The organism is Streptomyces olivaceus (assembly GCF_000721235.1).
Classification (GTDB): Bacteria; Actinomycetota; Actinomycetes; order Streptomycetales; family Streptomycetaceae; genus Streptomyces; species Streptomyces olivaceus.
The window spans coordinates 1-15,899 of sequence record NZ_JOFH01000016.1; the positions used below are offsets into that span (position 1 = coordinate 1).

15 protein-coding genes are annotated in these 15,899 nt (G+C 74.4%); 7 read left to right on the plus strand and 8 right to left on the minus strand.

What is annotated here, in order from left to right:
* Positions 1-182: 182 nt before the first annotated feature.
* On the plus strand, positions 183-608 hold the full coding sequence (locus IG94_RS0118995) for a pyridoxamine 5'-phosphate oxidase family protein (RefSeq protein ID WP_031037923.1): 426 nt from the start codon (positions 183-185) through the stop codon (positions 606-608).
* The gene (locus IG94_RS0119000; RefSeq protein WP_031037925.1) at positions 605-1,312 is read left to right on the plus strand and encodes a pyridoxine/pyridoxamine 5'-phosphate oxidase; all 708 of its coding nucleotides are present in this window, start codon (positions 605-607) and stop codon (positions 1,310-1,312) included. Before IG94_RS0118995 ends, IG94_RS0119000 begins: the two co-directional genes overlap by 4 nt.
* Before the next feature lie 106 nt (positions 1,313-1,418).
* Here IG94_RS0119000 and IG94_RS0119005 read toward each other — a convergent pair whose 3' ends face one another.
* Positions 1,419-2,048, minus strand: coding sequence for a GNAT family N-acetyltransferase (locus IG94_RS0119005; RefSeq protein WP_037767878.1), 630 nt, complete (start codon positions 2,046-2,048; stop codon positions 1,419-1,421).
* A 99-nt stretch (positions 2,049-2,147) separates the two neighbouring features.
* Here IG94_RS0119005 and IG94_RS0119010 point away from each other — a divergent pair, with 99 nt between their 5' ends.
* Positions 2,148-3,383, plus strand: a complete 1,236-nt coding sequence (locus tag IG94_RS0119010) for a flavin-containing monooxygenase (RefSeq protein WP_031037928.1) — start codon at positions 2,148-2,150, stop codon at positions 3,381-3,383.
* Between the two features lie 102 nt (positions 3,384-3,485).
* Here the strand turns inward: IG94_RS0119010 and IG94_RS0119015 are convergent, their stop codons facing one another.
* The gene (locus IG94_RS0119015) at positions 3,486-4,820 is read right to left on the minus strand and encodes an MFS transporter (RefSeq protein WP_031037930.1); all 1,335 of its coding nucleotides are present in this window, start codon (positions 4,818-4,820) and stop codon (positions 3,486-3,488) included.
* A gap of 71 nt (positions 4,821-4,891) precedes the next feature.
* Here IG94_RS0119015 and IG94_RS0119020 point away from each other — a divergent pair, with 71 nt between their 5' ends.
* Positions 4,892-5,983, plus strand: a complete 1,092-nt coding sequence (locus IG94_RS0119020; protein WP_224326471.1) for a GlxA family transcriptional regulator — start codon at positions 4,892-4,894, stop codon at positions 5,981-5,983.
* Positions 5,984-6,360: 377 nt separating this feature from the next.
* Here the strand turns inward: IG94_RS0119020 and IG94_RS0119025 are convergent, their stop codons facing one another.
* The 3 genes from IG94_RS0119025 to IG94_RS0119040 all read right to left on the minus strand — a co-directional run bounded on the left by IG94_RS0119025 (position 6,361) and on the right by IG94_RS0119040 (position 8,630).
* Positions 6,361-6,843 (minus strand): ATP-binding protein, encoded by a 483-nt coding sequence (locus IG94_RS0119025; protein ID WP_031037933.1) that lies wholly within the window; start codon positions 6,841-6,843, stop codon positions 6,361-6,363.
* A gap of 739 nt (positions 6,844-7,582) precedes the next feature.
* Positions 7,583-8,095, minus strand: coding sequence for an EF-hand domain-containing protein (locus IG94_RS0119035; protein WP_031037934.1), 513 nt, complete (start codon positions 8,093-8,095; stop codon positions 7,583-7,585).
* A 154-nt stretch (positions 8,096-8,249) separates the two neighbouring features.
* Positions 8,250-8,630 carry an STAS domain-containing protein gene (locus IG94_RS0119040; RefSeq protein ID WP_031037936.1) on the minus strand — a complete coding sequence of 127 codons (381 nt, stop codon included), beginning with the start codon at positions 8,628-8,630 and terminating at the stop codon, positions 8,250-8,252.
* A gap of 345 nt (positions 8,631-8,975) precedes the next feature.
* Here IG94_RS0119040 and IG94_RS0119045 point away from each other — a divergent pair, with 345 nt between their 5' ends.
* On the plus strand, positions 8,976-9,572 hold the full coding sequence (locus IG94_RS0119045; RefSeq protein ID WP_031037939.1) for a sigma-70 family RNA polymerase sigma factor: 597 nt from the start codon (positions 8,976-8,978) through the stop codon (positions 9,570-9,572).
* Positions 9,569-10,858 (plus strand): maleylpyruvate isomerase N-terminal domain-containing protein, encoded by a 1,290-nt coding sequence (locus IG94_RS0119050; protein ID WP_031037942.1) that lies wholly within the window; start codon positions 9,569-9,571, stop codon positions 10,856-10,858. The genes IG94_RS0119045 and IG94_RS0119050 overlap by 4 nt, the downstream gene beginning before the upstream one ends.
* A 243-nt stretch (positions 10,859-11,101) precedes the next feature.
* Here IG94_RS0119050 and purU read toward each other — a convergent pair whose 3' ends face one another.
* Both purU and IG94_RS0119060 read right to left on the minus strand, forming a co-directional pair.
* Positions 11,102-11,995, minus strand: a complete 894-nt coding sequence (gene purU, locus IG94_RS0119055) for a formyltetrahydrofolate deformylase (RefSeq protein WP_031037945.1) — start codon at positions 11,993-11,995, stop codon at positions 11,102-11,104.
* Between the two features lie 78 nt (positions 11,996-12,073).
* Complete coding sequence (locus IG94_RS0119060) at positions 12,074-12,520, minus strand: SCO4402 family protein (RefSeq protein ID WP_052410758.1); 447 nt, start codon at positions 12,518-12,520, stop codon at positions 12,074-12,076.
* A 170-nt stretch (positions 12,521-12,690) separates the two neighbouring features.
* Here IG94_RS0119060 and IG94_RS0119065 point away from each other — a divergent pair, with 170 nt between their 5' ends.
* Positions 12,691-14,007, plus strand: coding sequence for an ABC transporter substrate-binding protein (locus tag IG94_RS0119065; RefSeq protein ID WP_031037950.1), 1,317 nt, complete (start codon positions 12,691-12,693; stop codon positions 14,005-14,007).
* A 69-nt stretch (positions 14,008-14,076) separates the two neighbouring features.
* Here the strand turns inward: IG94_RS0119065 and IG94_RS0119070 are convergent, their stop codons facing one another.
* Positions 14,077-15,864: a hypothetical protein gene (locus IG94_RS0119070; RefSeq protein WP_031037953.1), complete on the minus strand. Its 1,788-nt coding sequence runs from the start codon at positions 15,862-15,864 to the stop codon at positions 14,077-14,079.
* Positions 15,865-15,899: the final 35 nt, after the last annotated feature.

Here is a 15,899-nt window from a genome sequence, read left to right on the forward strand (position 1 = left end):
CCCCCCACCCCCCTTCGCCGACCGCCCGCCCGAACTCGGCGCCCGTGCCCGGCCCCGGCCGTACCGGCATGAGGACCGGCGCCTCGAAGTTCGGCCCCGCGATGTCCGCACCCGGGAACAGCCTTCCGCCCGGCCCACGTTGTACTCAGCACGTACGTCCGCAACCGCCGGAGGAGACCGCAGTGGCCCTGACCCGCGAAGAGCGTGAGACGTTCCTGGCCGAGCCGCGCATCGCCGCGCTCGCCGTAGCCGCCGGGGCGGGCCGCGCCCCGCTGACCGTGCCGATCTGGTACCAGTACGAACCCGGCGGCGACGCCTGGATCCTGACCGGGCGCGACAGCCGCAAGAACCGGCTGATCCAGCAGGAGGGCCGGCTCTCGCTGATGGTCGAACGGCTGGAGCCCACCGTCCGGTACGTGTCGGTGGAGGGGCCCGTCGTCGAGACGGCCGACTCGACCGAGGAGCACCTGCGGGAGATGGCCGCCCGCTACCTCCCCGCCGAGAAGGTGGCCGAGTACGTCGCGTTCTCCCTGGCCAACCACGGCGAGGGCGTCGTCGTCCGGATGCGGCCCGAACGCTGGGTCTCCTCCGACCTCGGCTCGGTGTGAGGAGCGTCGACGAGCTGCTGAGGTCGCTGCGGGTCTGGGACCCGGCAGTCACCGAACTGCCGCCCTTCGACCCGGCCGACGCGCCCGCCGACCCGCTGGCCCTGTTCACGCGGTGGTTCGGCGAGGCGGTGGCGGCCGGGCAGAGCGAGCCGCACACGGTGTCGCTGGCGACCGCCGGCCCCGAGGGCCTGCCGGACGTACGGGTCGTGATGCTGCACGGCGCCGACGCGGACGGCTGGTCCTTCGCCACGCACGCCGACAGCCGCAAGGGCCGCCACCTCGCCGCCCGCCCGTACGCCGCGCTCCTCTTCTACTGGCCGGTGCTCGGCCGCCAGGTGCGCGTACGCGGCCCGGTCGCCGTCGCTCCGGCCGAGGAGGCGCAGGCCGACCTGCACGCGCGCTCGGCCGGTGCGCTGGCGGCGGCGCTGACCGGCCGGCAGAGCGCGGAGCTGGGCTCGGTGGCAGAGCTGGCCCGTGCCTCGGAGGCGGCCTGGGAGCGGGCCGGCCGGGAGCCGGACGCGCCGGCGCCGACCTGGACGCTGTACCGGCTGCGCCCCGAGGAGGTGGAGTTCTTCCAGGGGGACGCCCGCCGGCGCCATGTGCGGCTGACCTACCGGAGGACGCCGGGCGGCGAGGCCACGGAGGGCGAGGGGGACGGCGGGGGCGGCGGGGGTGGCTGGGAGCGGCGGCTGCTGTGGCCCTGAACCGCCGCGACGGGGCAGCGGGCGCGGGCCGCCGACGCGCTCAGCGGCGGACGCCGCGCGCGGGGAACCGGGCCCGCCCCCGGGGTCCCGCCGCACCGCACCACCCTCACCGCGTGTCCGGCGGCGCGGGCTCCGTGTCGGTCGCCAGCCGGGCGTGCAGGTGCACGTCGCGGAAGGCGTCGTGCCGGCCGGACTCGAACATCGCCTCGCGCAGCGTCCCCTCGGCACGGTAGCCGCACCGTTCGGCGATCCGGCAGGACGCCTCGTGGCCCATGGCGTGGCCCAGCTCCAGACGGTGCAGGCCGAGTTCCGCGAAGGCCCAGCGGGAGGCGAGGAGCAGGGCGCGACCCGCGACGCCCCGGCCGCGGGCCGCGGGCAGCACCCAGTAGCCGACCCGGGCCACCTTCATCTGCCGGCTGATCTCGTTGACGCCGATGTGCCCCAGCGTCGTACCGCTCCCGCCGTCCGTGACGCGGAACGACACCGACCTGCCGTCCGCCGCGTCCCGCGCCCGGGCGCGCAGCGACTCGCGGGCGCCGGCGAGGTCGGTCCACAGGTTGAGCGGCGTGTTCCAGCGCTGGAACTCGGGGTCCAGGAAACCGCGCAGCCACGCCTCGGCGTCGGAGTCGGAGTCCGCGTCCCAGGAGCGGAGGTGGAGCCCGTGGCCGCGGGGTTCGGCGCGGGAGGGATCGGGGACGCCGGTGGCGTGCGTGCGGTGCGCAGGTGTAGGGGCCATCGGTCCATTCAAGCCGACCGGCGACAGTCGTGACCGATCCGCAACCGATTCCGGTCTTGACCGATACCCATCAAACCGGAGCGCGATTACGCTCGCCGCATGGCCGACCCCACCGACCTCACCCCGTCCGCGGATCCGCGGCCCGCACAGCAGCCCGGACCCCCGCCCGCACACCCCGCGGACCGTCCGGTGTACGTCATAGGCGCCGGCCCCGGTGGCCTGGCCGTCGCCCACGCGCTGCGGGCCCGCGGTCTGCGGGCCGTCGTCCTGGAACGCGCCGGGCACGTCGGCGACTCCTGGCGGCACCACTACGACCGGCTGCACCTGCACACCACCCGCCGGCTGTCGTCGCTGCCCGGCCTGCCGATGCCGCGCCGCTTCGGGCGGTGGGTGGCCCGCGACGACGTGGTGCGGTACCTGGAGAAGTACGCCGAGCACCACAAGCTGGAGATCGTCACGGGCGTCGAGGTCTTCCGCGTGCGGCGGGCCTCCGACGGCGCGGGCTGGCTGCTGCGGGCCTCCGGGGGCCGCGAGCTGACCGGCGCCGCGGTCGTGGTCGCCACCGGCTTCAACCACACCCCGCGCATCCCGGACTGGCCCGGCCGGGACACGTACACCGGCGAGTTCCGGCACACCTCGGAGTACCGCAGCGCCGCTCCGTACGCCGGCCGGGACGTCCTGGTCGTCGGGGCCGGCAACACCGGCGCCGAGATCGCGGTGGACCTGGTGGAGGGCGGCGCGGCCCGGGTCCGGCTCGCCGTGCGCACGGTGCCGCACATCGTCCGCCGCTCCACCGCGGGCTGGGCCGCCCAGTACACCGGCATCGCCTGCCGGCGCCTTCCGGTCGCGCTGGTCGACCGGCTGGCCCGGCCGCTGGCCCGGATCAGCGTGCCCGACCTGTCGGCACAGGGCCTGCCGCGTCCCGGGACCGGGCTCTACAGCCGGGTCAGGGAGGGCGCCATCCCGGTCCAGGACGTCGGCCTGCTCGACGCGGTGCGCGACGGCCGGGTGGAGGTCGTCGCCGCTATGGACGGCTTCGAGGACGGCAAGGTCCTGCTGGCCGACGGCACCCGCATCGCCCCCGACGCGGTGCTCGCGGCGACCGGGTACCGGCGGGGCCTGGAGGGGCTGGTCGGGGACCTCGGCGTGCTCGACGCGCGGGGCAGGCCGGTCGTCCACGGGGCTCGCACCCCGCGCGACGTCCCGGGCCTGTACTTCACCGGCTTCACCAACCCCATCAGCGGCATGCTCCGCGAACTGGCCCTGGACGCGGAACGGATCGCCAAGGCAGTCGCCAGGCGCGAGGCCGGGCGCGTGTCACGCCTGCCGGGCTGACGCATGTCACGCCTGCCCGGCTGGCCCGTTCCACGCCTGCCCGGCTGACGGGTCTCACGGCTGCCCGGCTGACCCGTCCCACATCTTCCCGGCCGGCGCCTGTCACGTCTGCCCGGCCGAGGCGACGGCCGCGGCCGGCCGGCGGCGGATCACCAGCGCCATCAGCGCCGCCGCCGCGCACAGGGCGCCGGAGGCGATCCAGACCACGTCGTAGGAGCCGAAGCGGTCGCGGGCCACGCCGCCGAGGAAGGCGACGAGGGCGGCGCCCACCTGGTGCGAGGCGAGGACCCAGCCGAAGACGATCGCGCTGTCTTCGCCGTACTGCTCGCGGCACAGGGCGAGGGTGGGCGGGACGGTGGCGACCCAGTCGAGACCGTAGAAGACGATGAAGAAGACCATCGGCGGGTGCACGCTGGGCGCGAGGAGCATGGGGAGGAAGAGGAGCGAGACGCCGCGCAGGGCGTAGTAGACGGCGAGCAGGCGGCGCGGTTCGAAGCGGTCGGTGAACCAGCCGGAGGCGACCGTGCCGACCACGTCGAACACCCCGATCACGGCGAGCAGCGAGGCCGCGGCGGTGATCGGCATGCCGTGGTCGTGGGCGGCGGGCACGAAGTGCGTCTGGACCAGGCCGTTGGTGGAGGCGCCGCAGATCGCGAAGGTCCCGGCGAGGAGCCAGAAGGGGCCGGTGCGGACGGCGGAGAACAGGACCCCGAGGGCGCGGCGGGCGGCCCCGGGCACGGGCGGCGGCTTGGGGATGAACTCCTGGGCGCCGTACGGCTTCTGGCCGACGTCGGCCGGGTGGTCGTGCAGGAGCAGCCAGACGAAGGGGATCACCGCGAGGGCGGCGAGGGCGACGGTGACGGCCGCCGGGCGCCAGTCGTGCGTCTGGACGATCCAGGAGAGCAGCGGCAGGAAGATCAGCTGCCCCGAGGCGGAGGCGGCGGTGAGGATGCCGGTGACCAGGCCGCGCCGCTCGGTGAACCAGCGGTTGGTGACGGTGGCGGCGAAGGCCAGGGCCATCGAGCCGGAGCCGAGGCCGACCAGCAGCCCCCAGCAGAGGATCAGCTGCCAGGCGGAGTCCATCCACACCGTCAGACCGGAGCCGAGCGCGATCACGGCCAGGGCGCCGGCGACCACCCGCCGGATGCCGAAGCGGTCCATCAGCGCGGCGGCGAAGGGGGCGGTGAGGCCGTAGAGCGCGAGGTTGACGGAGACGGCGGCGCCGATCGTGCCGCGCGACCAGCCGAACTCGTCGTGGAGCGGGTCGATGAGGATGCCGGGCAGGGAGCGGAAGGCGGCGGCGCCGATGATCGTCACGAAGGTGACGGCGGCGACCCACCAGGCGCGGTGCACGCGCCGGCGCGGACGAGGCGGACGGCGCGGCTCCGGCCGGTCCCGGCCCTCGGGTACTGCGGTGGCGTCGGTTGTCTGGGTCACGTCACTGAGCTTCCGGCACGGGGCGGGCGGCAACGAGTGGCCCGAAAGACAGCATTCGCTAGGATCGGGCCATGCCCCTGCAACCCGCACCCCGCGCCGAAGGCCCGCCCGGAGCCGAAGGCCCGCCCGGAGCCGGCCATCCGTCCGGAGCCGGCCGTCCGCACCGTGTCGTCGTCCTGGCCCTCGACGGGGTCCTCCCCTTCGAGCTGGGCATCGCGCCCCGCATCTTCGGTCTCGCCCGCGACGAGCTGAGGCGCCCGCTGTACGAGGTCGTCACCTGCTCGGTCCGGCCGCCCGGCCCGGTCGCCACCGACGCCGACTTCGCGGTCCTGGTCGGCAACGGTCCGGAGGCGCTGGCCACCGCCGACACGGTCGTGATCCCCTCCTCCTACGAGCTGGGCCCGGTGTACGACGAGGGGGTGCTGACCGGGGAGCTGGCCGCCGCGCTGGCCCTCGTACGACCCGGCACCCGGCTCGTCGCGATCTGCACGGGCGGGTTCGTACTGGGCGCCGCCGGGTTGCTCGACGGTCGTCCGGCGACCACGCACTGGGCCTCCGCCGAGCACTTCCAGCGCCTGTTCCCGCAGGCCCGGGTGGACGCCGACGTGCTCTTCGTCGACGACGGCGACGTGCTCACCTCGGCCGGGGTCGCGGCCGGCATCGACCTGTGCGTGCACATCGTGCGCCGCGACCACGGCACGGCGGTGGCCAACGAGGTGGCGCGCCGCACCGTCGTACCGCCCCACCGGGACGGCGGGCAGGCGCAGTACATCGAGCGGCCGGTGCCCGATCCGCAGCAGTCCTCCACGACCGCCGCCCGCGCCTGGGCGCTCGACCGCCTCCACGAGCCGATCCAGCTGCGGGACATGGCCGCCCGGGAGTCGATGTCGGTACGGACCTTCACCCGCCGCTTCCGCGAGGAGGTGGGCGTCAGTCCGGGCCAGTGGCTCACCCGGCAGCGGGTCGAACGGGCCCGGCACCTGCTGGAGTCCACCGCCCTCTCCGTGGACCAGGTGGCCCGCGACGCGGGCTTCGGCACGGCCCAGTCGATGCGGCAGCACCTGCAGGCGGCGCTCGGGGTGACGCCGACCGGGTACCGGCGGACCTTCCGCGCGGAGTTGTCCACAACCTGTGGAGAAAATGTGGAGCTTCAGGAAGCCTAGGCCGGGGAACGCCAAGAGCCCCGAGGTCCTGCGGATTCGTCGGGCGGCGGCGCGGCGCCGGCCGCCCCCGGCATGGCATCGCGCGCCGCCGTCCGACTCCGGCGCTCCCGCCCGGTTCCCGTCGCCCCCGGGGGAACCGCCGCCGAAACTCGACCCACACTCGCCGAGGGCACCGTCACCGAACCCTCGTCGTCCCCTCGCGGCGAATCGATGCCTCCAAGCGTGAGGAAGCGGTCACGATCCGTCAACCGGTGCATGGCCGTTCGCGACTTGCGTCCCGTTTCGCGGAGACGCGCACGGAAGCACACCCCGGCGCACTCCCGCAGCGCCGCCGCGAGGAACGGCGGCCCACACACCCGGCGCGCCCCACGGGGCGGTCACACCACTTCGTACGCGAAGCCGCCGTACGTCTCCGCGCCGTCGCCGTCGCCGTCCCCTCCGGCCGGCGCGGCCTCCTCGCGCTCCGCAGCGCGGTCCAGTTCGCACCAGATGCGCTTGCCGGTGCCCTCACGGCTCCAGCCCCAGCGGTCGGCCAGCCCGTCGACGAGGGCGAGGCCCCGGCCGCCGGTCGCGTCGCCGTCGACCCAACGGGGAACGGGGGCGCGGTCGCTGGCGTCGTCCACCTCCAGGCGCACGGTGGCCTCCCCGGCCTCGTCCGTCACCGCCCCCGGCAGCACCAGCCGCAGCACGGCCGAACAGCCGGTGTGCACGACGGCGTTGGTCACGAGCTCCGAGACGAGCAGGACCAAGGTCTCGGCGAGTGGTTCGTCGGTCCGTATCCCCGTCCCGGCCAGCCGTGCGCGCACCCAGCGCCGGGCGCGCCCCACTTCCGAGGGGTCGGGTCGGACCTCCAACTGCACTTGAAGCACCTGCACCGCTCACACCATCCGAACCGGCGGACACGAAGGCTCGCGCCTCATGAGGGCCACGATCGTAGCCATTTCCAGCATGGCCAGAACAACGGCCGGGACAGAGATCACGGAACGTGAGTTCCGTGAAGGACAGCTTGATTGACGTTCAGTCACCTCAACAAGCGCTTCGGGCATATTCCAGCGCGAAGGAGTACCCGTGCGGCATACTGTGCGACGCACTTTCCGGGGACTCGAACAGGTGACGGACAACGGCTGTTTCGCCCGGCGGGGCACGGTGCGCGCCGCCGGTTCCGGGGCGGATCCGAGCGCGGCTCCGCCATGGCGGGCGCCCCGGATCTCTCGCATCCCGCACAAAGTACCGGAACGTGGCACCGACTCCGGACCGTGACGGGCAACTCGACGAATATGAGCCGGAATCAACGCTCCGTGACACCCGTGCGCCACGACCCGCGACATCGCGCCGGACGCGAAACCAGACGCGATTCGGGAGGTGATTCCGGACGGGATTCCGGACTCGGCTCCAGACCTGATTCCGGAAGCCAATCCGGTCGGTGTCCGGGACATGAAACCGGTCGGTATTCCGGACGCGAACCCGGTCGGCATTCCGGACGCGACCCCGATCGGCGTTCCGGACGCCAACCCGGGTGGCGTTCCCGTCGGTTCGGCGGCGGCTGCGGTGGGCGGCCGCCCGGCACGGTGGACCCGTCTGACGGGCACGGTGAACCCGCTACTCCGGCACGGTGAAGTACCGGGCGAAGGCCGGGACGACCTCCGCCTCCCCCACCCTGCCGTCGCCGTCCGCGTCGAGTCCGGCCGCGATCTGCCGGGCGGCGTCGCCGGGCACGCCGAGCGCGGCGAGGACCCGCGCGGCATCCGCGACGACGGGTGCGCCGGCGCCGTCGGGATCGGCGGCGTCCAGGGCGGCGCGCAGGAAGGGGCGGGCGATCTCGGCGAACCGCTCCGGCCGGTCCCGCAGCCGCTTGACCGCTCCGGTGACGAACTCCTCACGGGTGATGCGCTGATCGCCGTCCCGGTCGGCGATGCCCGCCAGCCCCTGCCACAGCGCCTCCGCGCCGCCGTAGAGGGCCTGCCCCTTCTCGGACCGGGCCGCCACACCGAATTCGGCCAGCAGCGCCTTGGCCGCCGCGCTGAAGTCACAACGGTCGATGTGGCCGTTGCCGTCCTGGTCGAAGACGGTGAACCGCGCGGCGATCCTGCGCTCGTGCTCGCTGTTGGCCATGTCTGTCTCCGGCTGCCTCACGTCGGTGTCGGGATGCGTCTGGCCCGGAGCGTACGACGACGGGCACGCCGTGGGCAGGGGCGCGGGCGGGGGGCGCGGTGACGCGGACGGGGCGCGGTTGTACGGGCGTGGCGCCGTTGTGCGCGCGGGGCGGTCAGGCGGACAGGGGCCGGGGCTCGTCCCCGGTCGCCGAGTCCAGGTCGGGGTGGCAGTCGAAGAGGCGGCGCACGCCCAGCGCACCGAGGACACGGTTGACGTGGGAGCCGTCGGCGGCGCCCTGCGCGGGGAGTATCAGGCGCAGGCGGCCCTGGCAGGAGCGGATGAGCCGGCGGGAGGCGATGAGTACGCCGACCCCGCTCGAATCGCAGAAGAGGACCTCTGAGAGATCGAGGACGAGGCTGTGCCGCCCCTCGGCCACCTCGTCGTGCACGCGCTGCCGCAGCACCGGTGACGTCACCAGGTCCAGCTCGCCCGACACCTGGAGCACGGCCCACGGGCCCTGCTCACCGCCGGTCACGTTGAACGTCACCACCATGCCCTTCCCTCGTCGGTACGTCTGGGTAGTTCTCCTGGTTTCACCCGAAAACGGAAGCCCTGCTTACGTTTCTTGGCGGCGCGCCTGCCCACCGGCCGTTCCCGCAAACACCCGCCCGGAAACGGTGCCCGATCAAAAGAGGCTTGATTCAGACGGTTTCGATCCTGTTCGATCGAATTTGCTCGCACGATAGAGGGTAGTGGAGGCGCATATCACCTCCGCACAGCCGGGGGCGCACTTTGGAACAAAGGGGCGTGCGTCGTACGGCGTGCGGACTACATTCGAGGAGTGGACTGCCACAGGCTGGTGCACCCGGGGCGGACGGAGCAGGGGGTGGAGGGTCGGATGGCGAAGAGGAACATACCGCTGCGCTGGGACCGCAAGATGCAGCAGCGGCTCGCCCGCGGCGAGGCCGCCGCCCTGGGCGAGCTGTACGACCGGTACGCCTCGCTCGTGCACGGACTGGCGCACCGCGTGCTGGCCGACGAGCGGGCCGCCGACCGCCTCACGCGCGACGTCTTCGCGCACGTCTGGGAGCATCCCGACGCCTACGACCCGCGCCAGGGCCCGCTGCGCACCTGGATCGCCACGCTCACCCACCGGTTCGCCGTCCAGCGGCTGCGCGCCACCGGGACGGCCGCCCTCGCCCGCGGCGGGCCCGGCACCGCCGAGGAACTCGAGACCAGAGTGCGCCAGGCCGCGGTCGCCGCCCGCGCCGACTACATCGTCCAGTCCATGCCGGCCCCGCTGCGCGCCGCACTGGAACTGGCCTACTTCCAGCGCCGCGACTACCGCCAGACCGCAGCCGACCTGGGCGTCACGGAGGACGAGGCCCGCCGCCGCCTCCGCCTGGGCCTCCAGCTCCTGTCCACCGCCCGCGACGCCGCCACCGCCGCCCCGGAGTCCCCCGGCGCACCACCCGGGTACGGGGGTGCGGCGTGACGGCGTACGACGAGGACGAGACCGGCGGGAACGGCGGGAACGGCGAGGACGACGCCACCGGCGGTCCGGCCGACGGGCCCGGCGACGCCCGGCCGGGGTCCTTCGGCGGGCCGCGCATACCGCTGCCCCGGGTCTCCGTCGAGGACAGTGGACGGCCACTGCCCGAGGTCGCGCCGGCCGCGTTGGAGCATCACGTGCTGACATCACTGCTCGGGGCGTGGGCCCTGGCCGCCTGCTCGGCACAGGAGGCGGCGGCCGTAGAGGACCACCTCGGGGAGTGCGACGCCTGCGCCGACGAGGCGCTGCGCCTGCGCGAGGCCGTCACGCTGCTCCAGCGACCGGAGAGCCTCGACCTGGACCCCGGCCTGCGCACCCGCGTCCTGGACGGCTGCCTGGAGCGGCGCCCGCCCCGCATCCCGGTGCCCGAGTGGGCCGCTCCGTACGACGCGGAGACCGCCCGCCTGGACGCCCTGCTCCAGGACATCGGGGACTCCGACTGGCACGCGCCGGTCCGGCTGCGCTGGTTCGGCGAGGACGGTCCCGCGAGCCGCCGGACCACCGTCGCCGGGGTCATCGCGCACCTGCTGGCGGTGGACGGCGCGGTCGCGGTCGCGCTGGGCCTCACCGACCCGCTGGGCGACATCACCGCGTCCAGCCGTGCCCCGGCCGTCCGCACCGAGGCGTACTGGCGGGGCTCGCACGCTCCGCCCACCCGGCTGGTGCGGGCGCCCTGGCGGGAGCAGAGCCACGACATCGTCCGCACGGTGTCGTTCACCGGCGACGCGGGCGGGATGCCGGTGTCGTACGGCGACTTCGAGCTGCCGCTGCGGGACGCGATGCTGGACCGGGCCTTCGAGTGCTGGGTGCACGCGGAGGACATCGCCGACGCGGTGGACTACCCGTACGAGCCGCCCTCCGCCCGCCACCTCAACGGCATGATCGACCTCGCGGCCCGGATGCTGCCGGGCGTCCTGGCGGCCCGCCGCCGGGCCGGGCTCGCCGCACCCGGCGTACGCCCGCATCTGGTGCCCGCGGGGAAGCCCGGACGCAGCCTGCGGCTGGAGATCGAGGGCTCGGGCGGCGGCGAGTGGCTCATCCCGCTCGACTCCCCGGGCGCGGTGGGCTCCGCCGAGCACGAGGTGGCCCATGTCGCGCTGGACGGCGTGGAGTTCTGCCGCCTGGCCGCGGGCCACGTGCCTCCGGCGGAGGCGGCGGCCGGTCAGGTCGGGGACCGGGAGGCGATCCGGGACGTACTGTTCGCCGCGGCGGGCCTGAGCCGGATGTAGCCGGGCCTGAGCCGGATGTAGCCGGGCCTGAGCCGGATGTAGCTGGCCCGAGCCGGATGCGGGGGTGGGTTGCCGGTTCGTGGGCGGCTGCGGGGTGGTGGCCGGTTGCTCGCGCAGTTCCCCGCGCCCCTGAGCGGGCGTCGGCCCGCACGTCCCTCAAGCCTTCAAGGAGCACGGGCAAGCGGGCACCGCCCGCAGCCGCCCGCGGGGCCGCGCCCCGGGCCCCAGCGGCCCCCGGGCCCTCTAGGCGAAGACGACCGTCCGGCGGCCGTTCAGGAGGATGCGCCGCTCCGCGTGCCACTTCACGGCCCGGGCCAGCGCCTGGCACTCCACGTCCCGCCCGATCGCCACCAGCTGGTCCGGCGTGACGTCGTGACCGACCCGCTCGACCTCCTGCTCGATGATCGGCCCCTCGTCGAGGTCGGCCGTCACGTAGTGCGCGGTCGCGCCGATCAGCTTCACCCCCCGCGCGTGCGCCTGGTGGTACGGCTTCGCGCCCTTGAAGCTCGGCAGGAAGGAGTGGTGGATGTTGATGATCCGGCCGCTGAGCTGCTTGCACAGGTCGTCGGAGAGGACCTGCATGTAGCGGGCCAGCACGACGAGTTCGACGTTCTCCTCCCGCACGATCTCCAGGAGCCGCGCCTCGGCCTCCGCCTTGGTGTCCTTCGTCACGGGCACGTGGTGGAAGGGGATGCCGTAGGAGCCGACCAGCTCGGCGAAGTCGGTGTGGTTGGACACCACGGCCGCGATCTCCACCGGCAGCGCGCCGGTCCGCGCCCGGAACAGCAGGTCGTTCAGGCAGTGCCCGAACCTGCTCACCAGGAGCACGACGCGCGTCCTCGCGTCGGCCCGGTTGAGCTGCCAGTCCATGTGGAAGGCGTCACCGATCGCCGTGAAGCTGGCGCGCAGCTTGTCCACGGTCACCTGCTCGTCGGCCGAGAAGTGGACGCGCATGAAGAACAGACCCGTGTCGTGGTCGCCGAACTGCTGGCTGTCCTCGATGTTGCAGCCGGTCATGAACAGGTAGCTCGACACGGCGTGCACGATGCCCTGCTTGTCGGGGCAGGACAGGGTGAGGACGTACTGGCCGGCCGGGGCGGCGGCCGCGGGGACGGCGGCGGAGGACTGCTCGTTCATGCGACACAGGGTCCCATATCCGGCCCCCTCGAACCGAGCGCCGTCCGGCAGCCGGACCACCGCCCGGCGGGCCCGGGATCAGGCGGTCCGGATCATGATCTGCAGCACCTCCAGCGTGCGCGGCTCCGTCTCCGGGTCGTCGCCGTCGCTGGCGGCCAGCCGCACGTGCGCGTCGCGCGCGGCCCGTACCGCCTCCGGCCAGTCCGCGTGGGCGAGATAGGCGTTCACCGGCGCGTCGGGACCGACCTGGTGCATGATCCTCAGAACGCGCAGTACGGCGGTGTCGACCAGCGCCGCCTCCTGCGAGTCGCGGAAGACCGTGCCCACGTACTTCTCGGCGGACCAGTGGTCCAGCCAGGTGTCCTCCACCAGGCGGTAGACCGCGTCGGTGACGTCGCCGTAGCCGTCGACACCGGCCAGCCAGACGTCTCGCTGGAAGGCGGGGGCGGAGAGCATGTGCAGCGCGGAGCGCACCTGACTGCGCCAGCGCCACCACGGCATGTCGTTGAGTGGCATGCCGCCCATGGTGGAGGAGCGACGGCCGCGACGGGAAGAGTTCTCCGAACCTTGCACGGTCGTCGATCTTACGTTCCCCGCGTCCGCGCCCCGCCGGCCCCCGCTGTTCACCTCGCTGTCACCGTGCGTTGACCACGGGTCACGCCGCGGTTGGCCGCATGACGGAATCGTACGGAAACATGACCGGCAGCCGACCCCACCGCAGCGTTCCGCCCGGCGGCCTCCGACGCCGCCTCCGGGCCACCCGCACCGGCGTCCTGTCCGCGGGCGCGCTGGCGGCGTGTGCGTCGCTCGCCGCCAGCTGCGGGGTCGTCCCCGGTGCCGCGGGGGGCTCCGGGGACGACACGATCACGGTCATGACCTGGGCGCCGCAGGACACCGGCGCGACCAACAAACCCGGCATGCCCGCGCTCGCGCAGGCCTACGCCCGCTCGGTCAACGCCCAGGGCGGCCTCGGTGGCCGCAAGCTCGAGGTGCTGACCTGCAACGACCGCAACGACGGCGTGACCGCGGCCAAGTGCGCGCGGCGCGCCGTCAAGGAGAAGGCGGTCGCCGTCGTCGGCTCCTACAGCCAGCACGCCGACTCCTTCTTCCCCGTCCTGGAGGGCGCCGGAATCCCGTACATCGGCGGCTACGGGATCACCAACACGGAGTTCACCAGCCCGCTGTCGTACCCGGTCAACGGGGGCCAGCCGGCGCTCCTCGCGGGTCTGGGCAGCGTGCTCGCCGACGCCTGCGGGCCGGTCACGCTCGTCCGGCCCGACACCATCGCCGGCGACCAGCTGCCCGTGCTGCTGGACTCGGGACTGACCTCGGGCGGGCACGAGCGGGCCCACGACCAGCGCGCCGACGAGGACGCCACCGAGTACTCCGGCCAGTCCGAGCAGGCCCTGGAGCGGTCGGCCACCGGCTCCGGGGACCCCGGGTGCGTGGTCCCGGCCCTCGGCGACCGCACCGGCACCTTCATGGACTCCTTCCGGCGGGCCCGCGAGGACCACCCCGGCGTGCGGACCGCGACCGTGCTGGGCAGCGCCGACCAGGCCTCGGTCAACGCGAGCGGCGGAGCGTCCGGCCCCTACGAGGGGGCGTACGTCACCGGCTGGTACCCGTCGGCGGGCGACCCGGCCTGGGACGGGCTGAAGGAGCTGATCAAGGGGCAGGCGTTCGGCGACAACGACGTCGACGCGGCGGACGCCGGGGTGCAGACCACCTGGATCGCCTACACCGTCCTCAAGGCGGTCGTCGGGTCGCTGGGTGACGGCGAGGTGAGCGCCGGCTCCGTCCGGCGGGCCCTCGACGGCGGCCTGGAGGTCGGCACGGGCGGGCTCACCCCGCCCCTGCGGTGGTCCTTCGCGGCCGAGCTGGCCTCGGTCGGCTTCCCGCGCCTGGTCAACACCGAGGTCACCCTGCAGGTCGTACGGGAGGGCCGCCTGGTCTCGGCCCGCGAGGGGACGGTGGACGCCGCCCGCATCCTGCGGAACGCCGACGTGACCTGAGCCGGCCGGGACGGGGAACCGGCCGCAGCGGGTGCCGGCCGGCACGGGCCCCGACCGGCGCCGTGCGGATCAGAGCTGGGTCGGCTGGCGCTCGGTGAGGCCGTACTTCTTGGCGATCGCGTTCCAGAGCCCGGCCGCCTTGGTCTTCTCCTTGCTGGCCGTGCCGCTCTCCCGGTTGCCGGCCTGCGTCTCCTTGGTGGTGCGGGCCTGGCCCTTCTTGCAGCCCTTCTTGCCGGCCGCCTGGTCCGCCCAGGCGGCGTAGTGGTCGTCGGCCGACGCCGAGGCCTTCCACGCCTTGGTGAGGGCGGTGGTCAGTTCGGTGTGCTGGGGCAGCTTGTCCACGGACAGCTCGGACAGGCTCTCGACCAGGCCGTTGCGCTGCTTGGCGGCCTCGCGCAGGTCCTTGGCCGCCTCGGGCAGGTTCTCGCAGGACTTCACGTCGCCCACGGCGTTGATCACCGTGGTGCGGCCGGTGCCGCTCTCTGCGAGCAGCTTGTCCAGTTCAACGGCCTGCTCCCGTACCGGATCGGGGGGCGCCGAGGCCGAGGCGGACGCGGACTCGGAGGCGTCGGCCGTGGCCGACACCGTCTGGTTGGCGCCCTTGTCCCCGTCGTCCCCGCCGCCGGCCATCATCGCTCCGGCGCCGACGCCGACGACGGCGATACCCACGCCGACGGCCGCGAAGAGGGGCATGCGCGAGCCGGTACGCCCGCCACGGCCGCCCCCGCCGTTCCCGCGCCGCTTGCCGCCGCCGGGGCCACCGGGGCCCTGGGGGGCGTATCCGGCCGGGCCGGGCGGCTGGTACTGCTGCGGCTGGTCGAACTGGGGCAGCTGCTGGGTGGCGGAGGCGGCGCCGTCGGCGCCCGGGGCGCTGCGGAAGAGGTTGTCGAACTCGGCGGGCGGCTGACGCCCCTCGTCCCCGCCGGGCGCGGCACCGTACGGGCCGCCGGCGGGGCCGCCGGGCACGGGCGCGATGTACTGCGTGGCCTCGGCGTCGGAGTGCGCCGCCGGAGCCGGCGGTGCGGAGGGCGCGGGCTGCGCCGGGTACGGGGACTGCCGGCCGAGGAACCGGGTCGACTCGGCGTGCGCCTGCGCGGGCTGCTCCGGAGGCAGGGCCCCGGGTCCGACGGGCGGTATGTACTGCGTCGCGCCCTCGTCGGCGGGTATGGGGACCGGCGGTATCAGCTGGGTGGCGCCCTCGTCGGCGGGCGGCAGCGACGCGGCCCCCTGACCGCCGTAGTGCTGGGCCTGCTGCTGGTAGTGCCCCTGGTTCTGCTGGTGCTGCTGGTACGGCTCGTGATGCTGTTGCTGCCCGTGCTGCTGGTACGGCTGTTGCTGCTGGTACGCCTGCTGCTGCTCGTGCTGGTGCTGCTCGTGCTGCTGGTGCTGTTGTTGCTCGTGCTGCTGGTACGACGGCTGCCCGCCGTACGTACCGGCCGGTGTCCCGTACGCCGGGGACTGCGTGCCCTCCGGGGGCAGCGGGCCCGGGCCGGACCGCGACGGCAGGGCGCCGGGCGCCTCGGCCTGGCCCCCCGGCATGGGCGGCCAGGTCTGGGTCGCTGCCTCGACCGGCGGCGGGGAGGACGGCTGAGCGGTCCCGGAGGCCCCCCAGGACTGGGCGCCGGGCGGGGCGGGCCAGCCCTGGCCGGAGTCCGGGCTCTGCTGCTCCGGACCCCAGGGCCGGTCCCACGCCTGGCCGCCGGGCGGCGCCGAGGTGGGCACCGGACCACCGGCCTGCGGGGCGACGGGCTGCCCGGCCAGACCGGGCAGCAGGGGCTCGCCACCGTCCGAGGGCAGCACGATGCCTTCGCGCGCTTGTCGCGGCGAGGGCTCCTCGCCCTGTCCACTCTGCGTCACCGGGACTCCTGTGAATGGGGGACCTTCGGTATCGT

Bases quoted from the DNA above. Each gene is read 5' to 3' on its own strand.
- purU (WP_031037945.1), bottom strand. From the start codon at position 11,995: ATGAACGAGCAGTCCTCCGCCGCCGTCCCCGCGGCCGCCGCCCCGGCC.
- IG94_RS0119045 (WP_031037939.1), top strand. From the start codon at position 8,976: ATGGCGAAGAGGAACATACCGCTGCGCTGGGACCGCAAGATGCAGCAG.
- IG94_RS0119010 (WP_031037928.1), top strand. From the start codon at position 2,148: ATGGCCGACCCCACCGACCTCACCCCGTCCGCGGATCCGCGGCCCGCA.
- IG94_RS0119065 (WP_031037950.1), top strand. From the start codon at position 12,691: ATGACCGGCAGCCGACCCCACCGCAGCGTTCCGCCCGGCGGCCTCCGA.
- IG94_RS0119020 (WP_224326471.1), top strand. From the start codon at position 4,892: ATGCCCCTGCAACCCGCACCCCGCGCCGAAGGCCCGCCCGGAGCCGAA.
- IG94_RS0119005 (WP_037767878.1), bottom strand. From the start codon at position 2,048: ATGGCCCCTACACCTGCGCACCGCACGCACGCCACCGGCGTCCCCGAT.
- IG94_RS0119060 (WP_052410758.1), bottom strand. From the start codon at position 12,520: ATGGGCGGCATGCCACTCAACGACATGCCGTGGTGGCGCTGGCGCAGT.
- IG94_RS0119040 (WP_031037936.1), bottom strand. From the start codon at position 8,630: ATGGTGGTGACGTTCAACGTGACCGGCGGTGAGCAGGGCCCGTGGGCC.
- IG94_RS0119035 (WP_031037934.1), bottom strand. From the start codon at position 8,095: ATGGCCAACAGCGAGCACGAGCGCAGGATCGCCGCGCGGTTCACCGTC.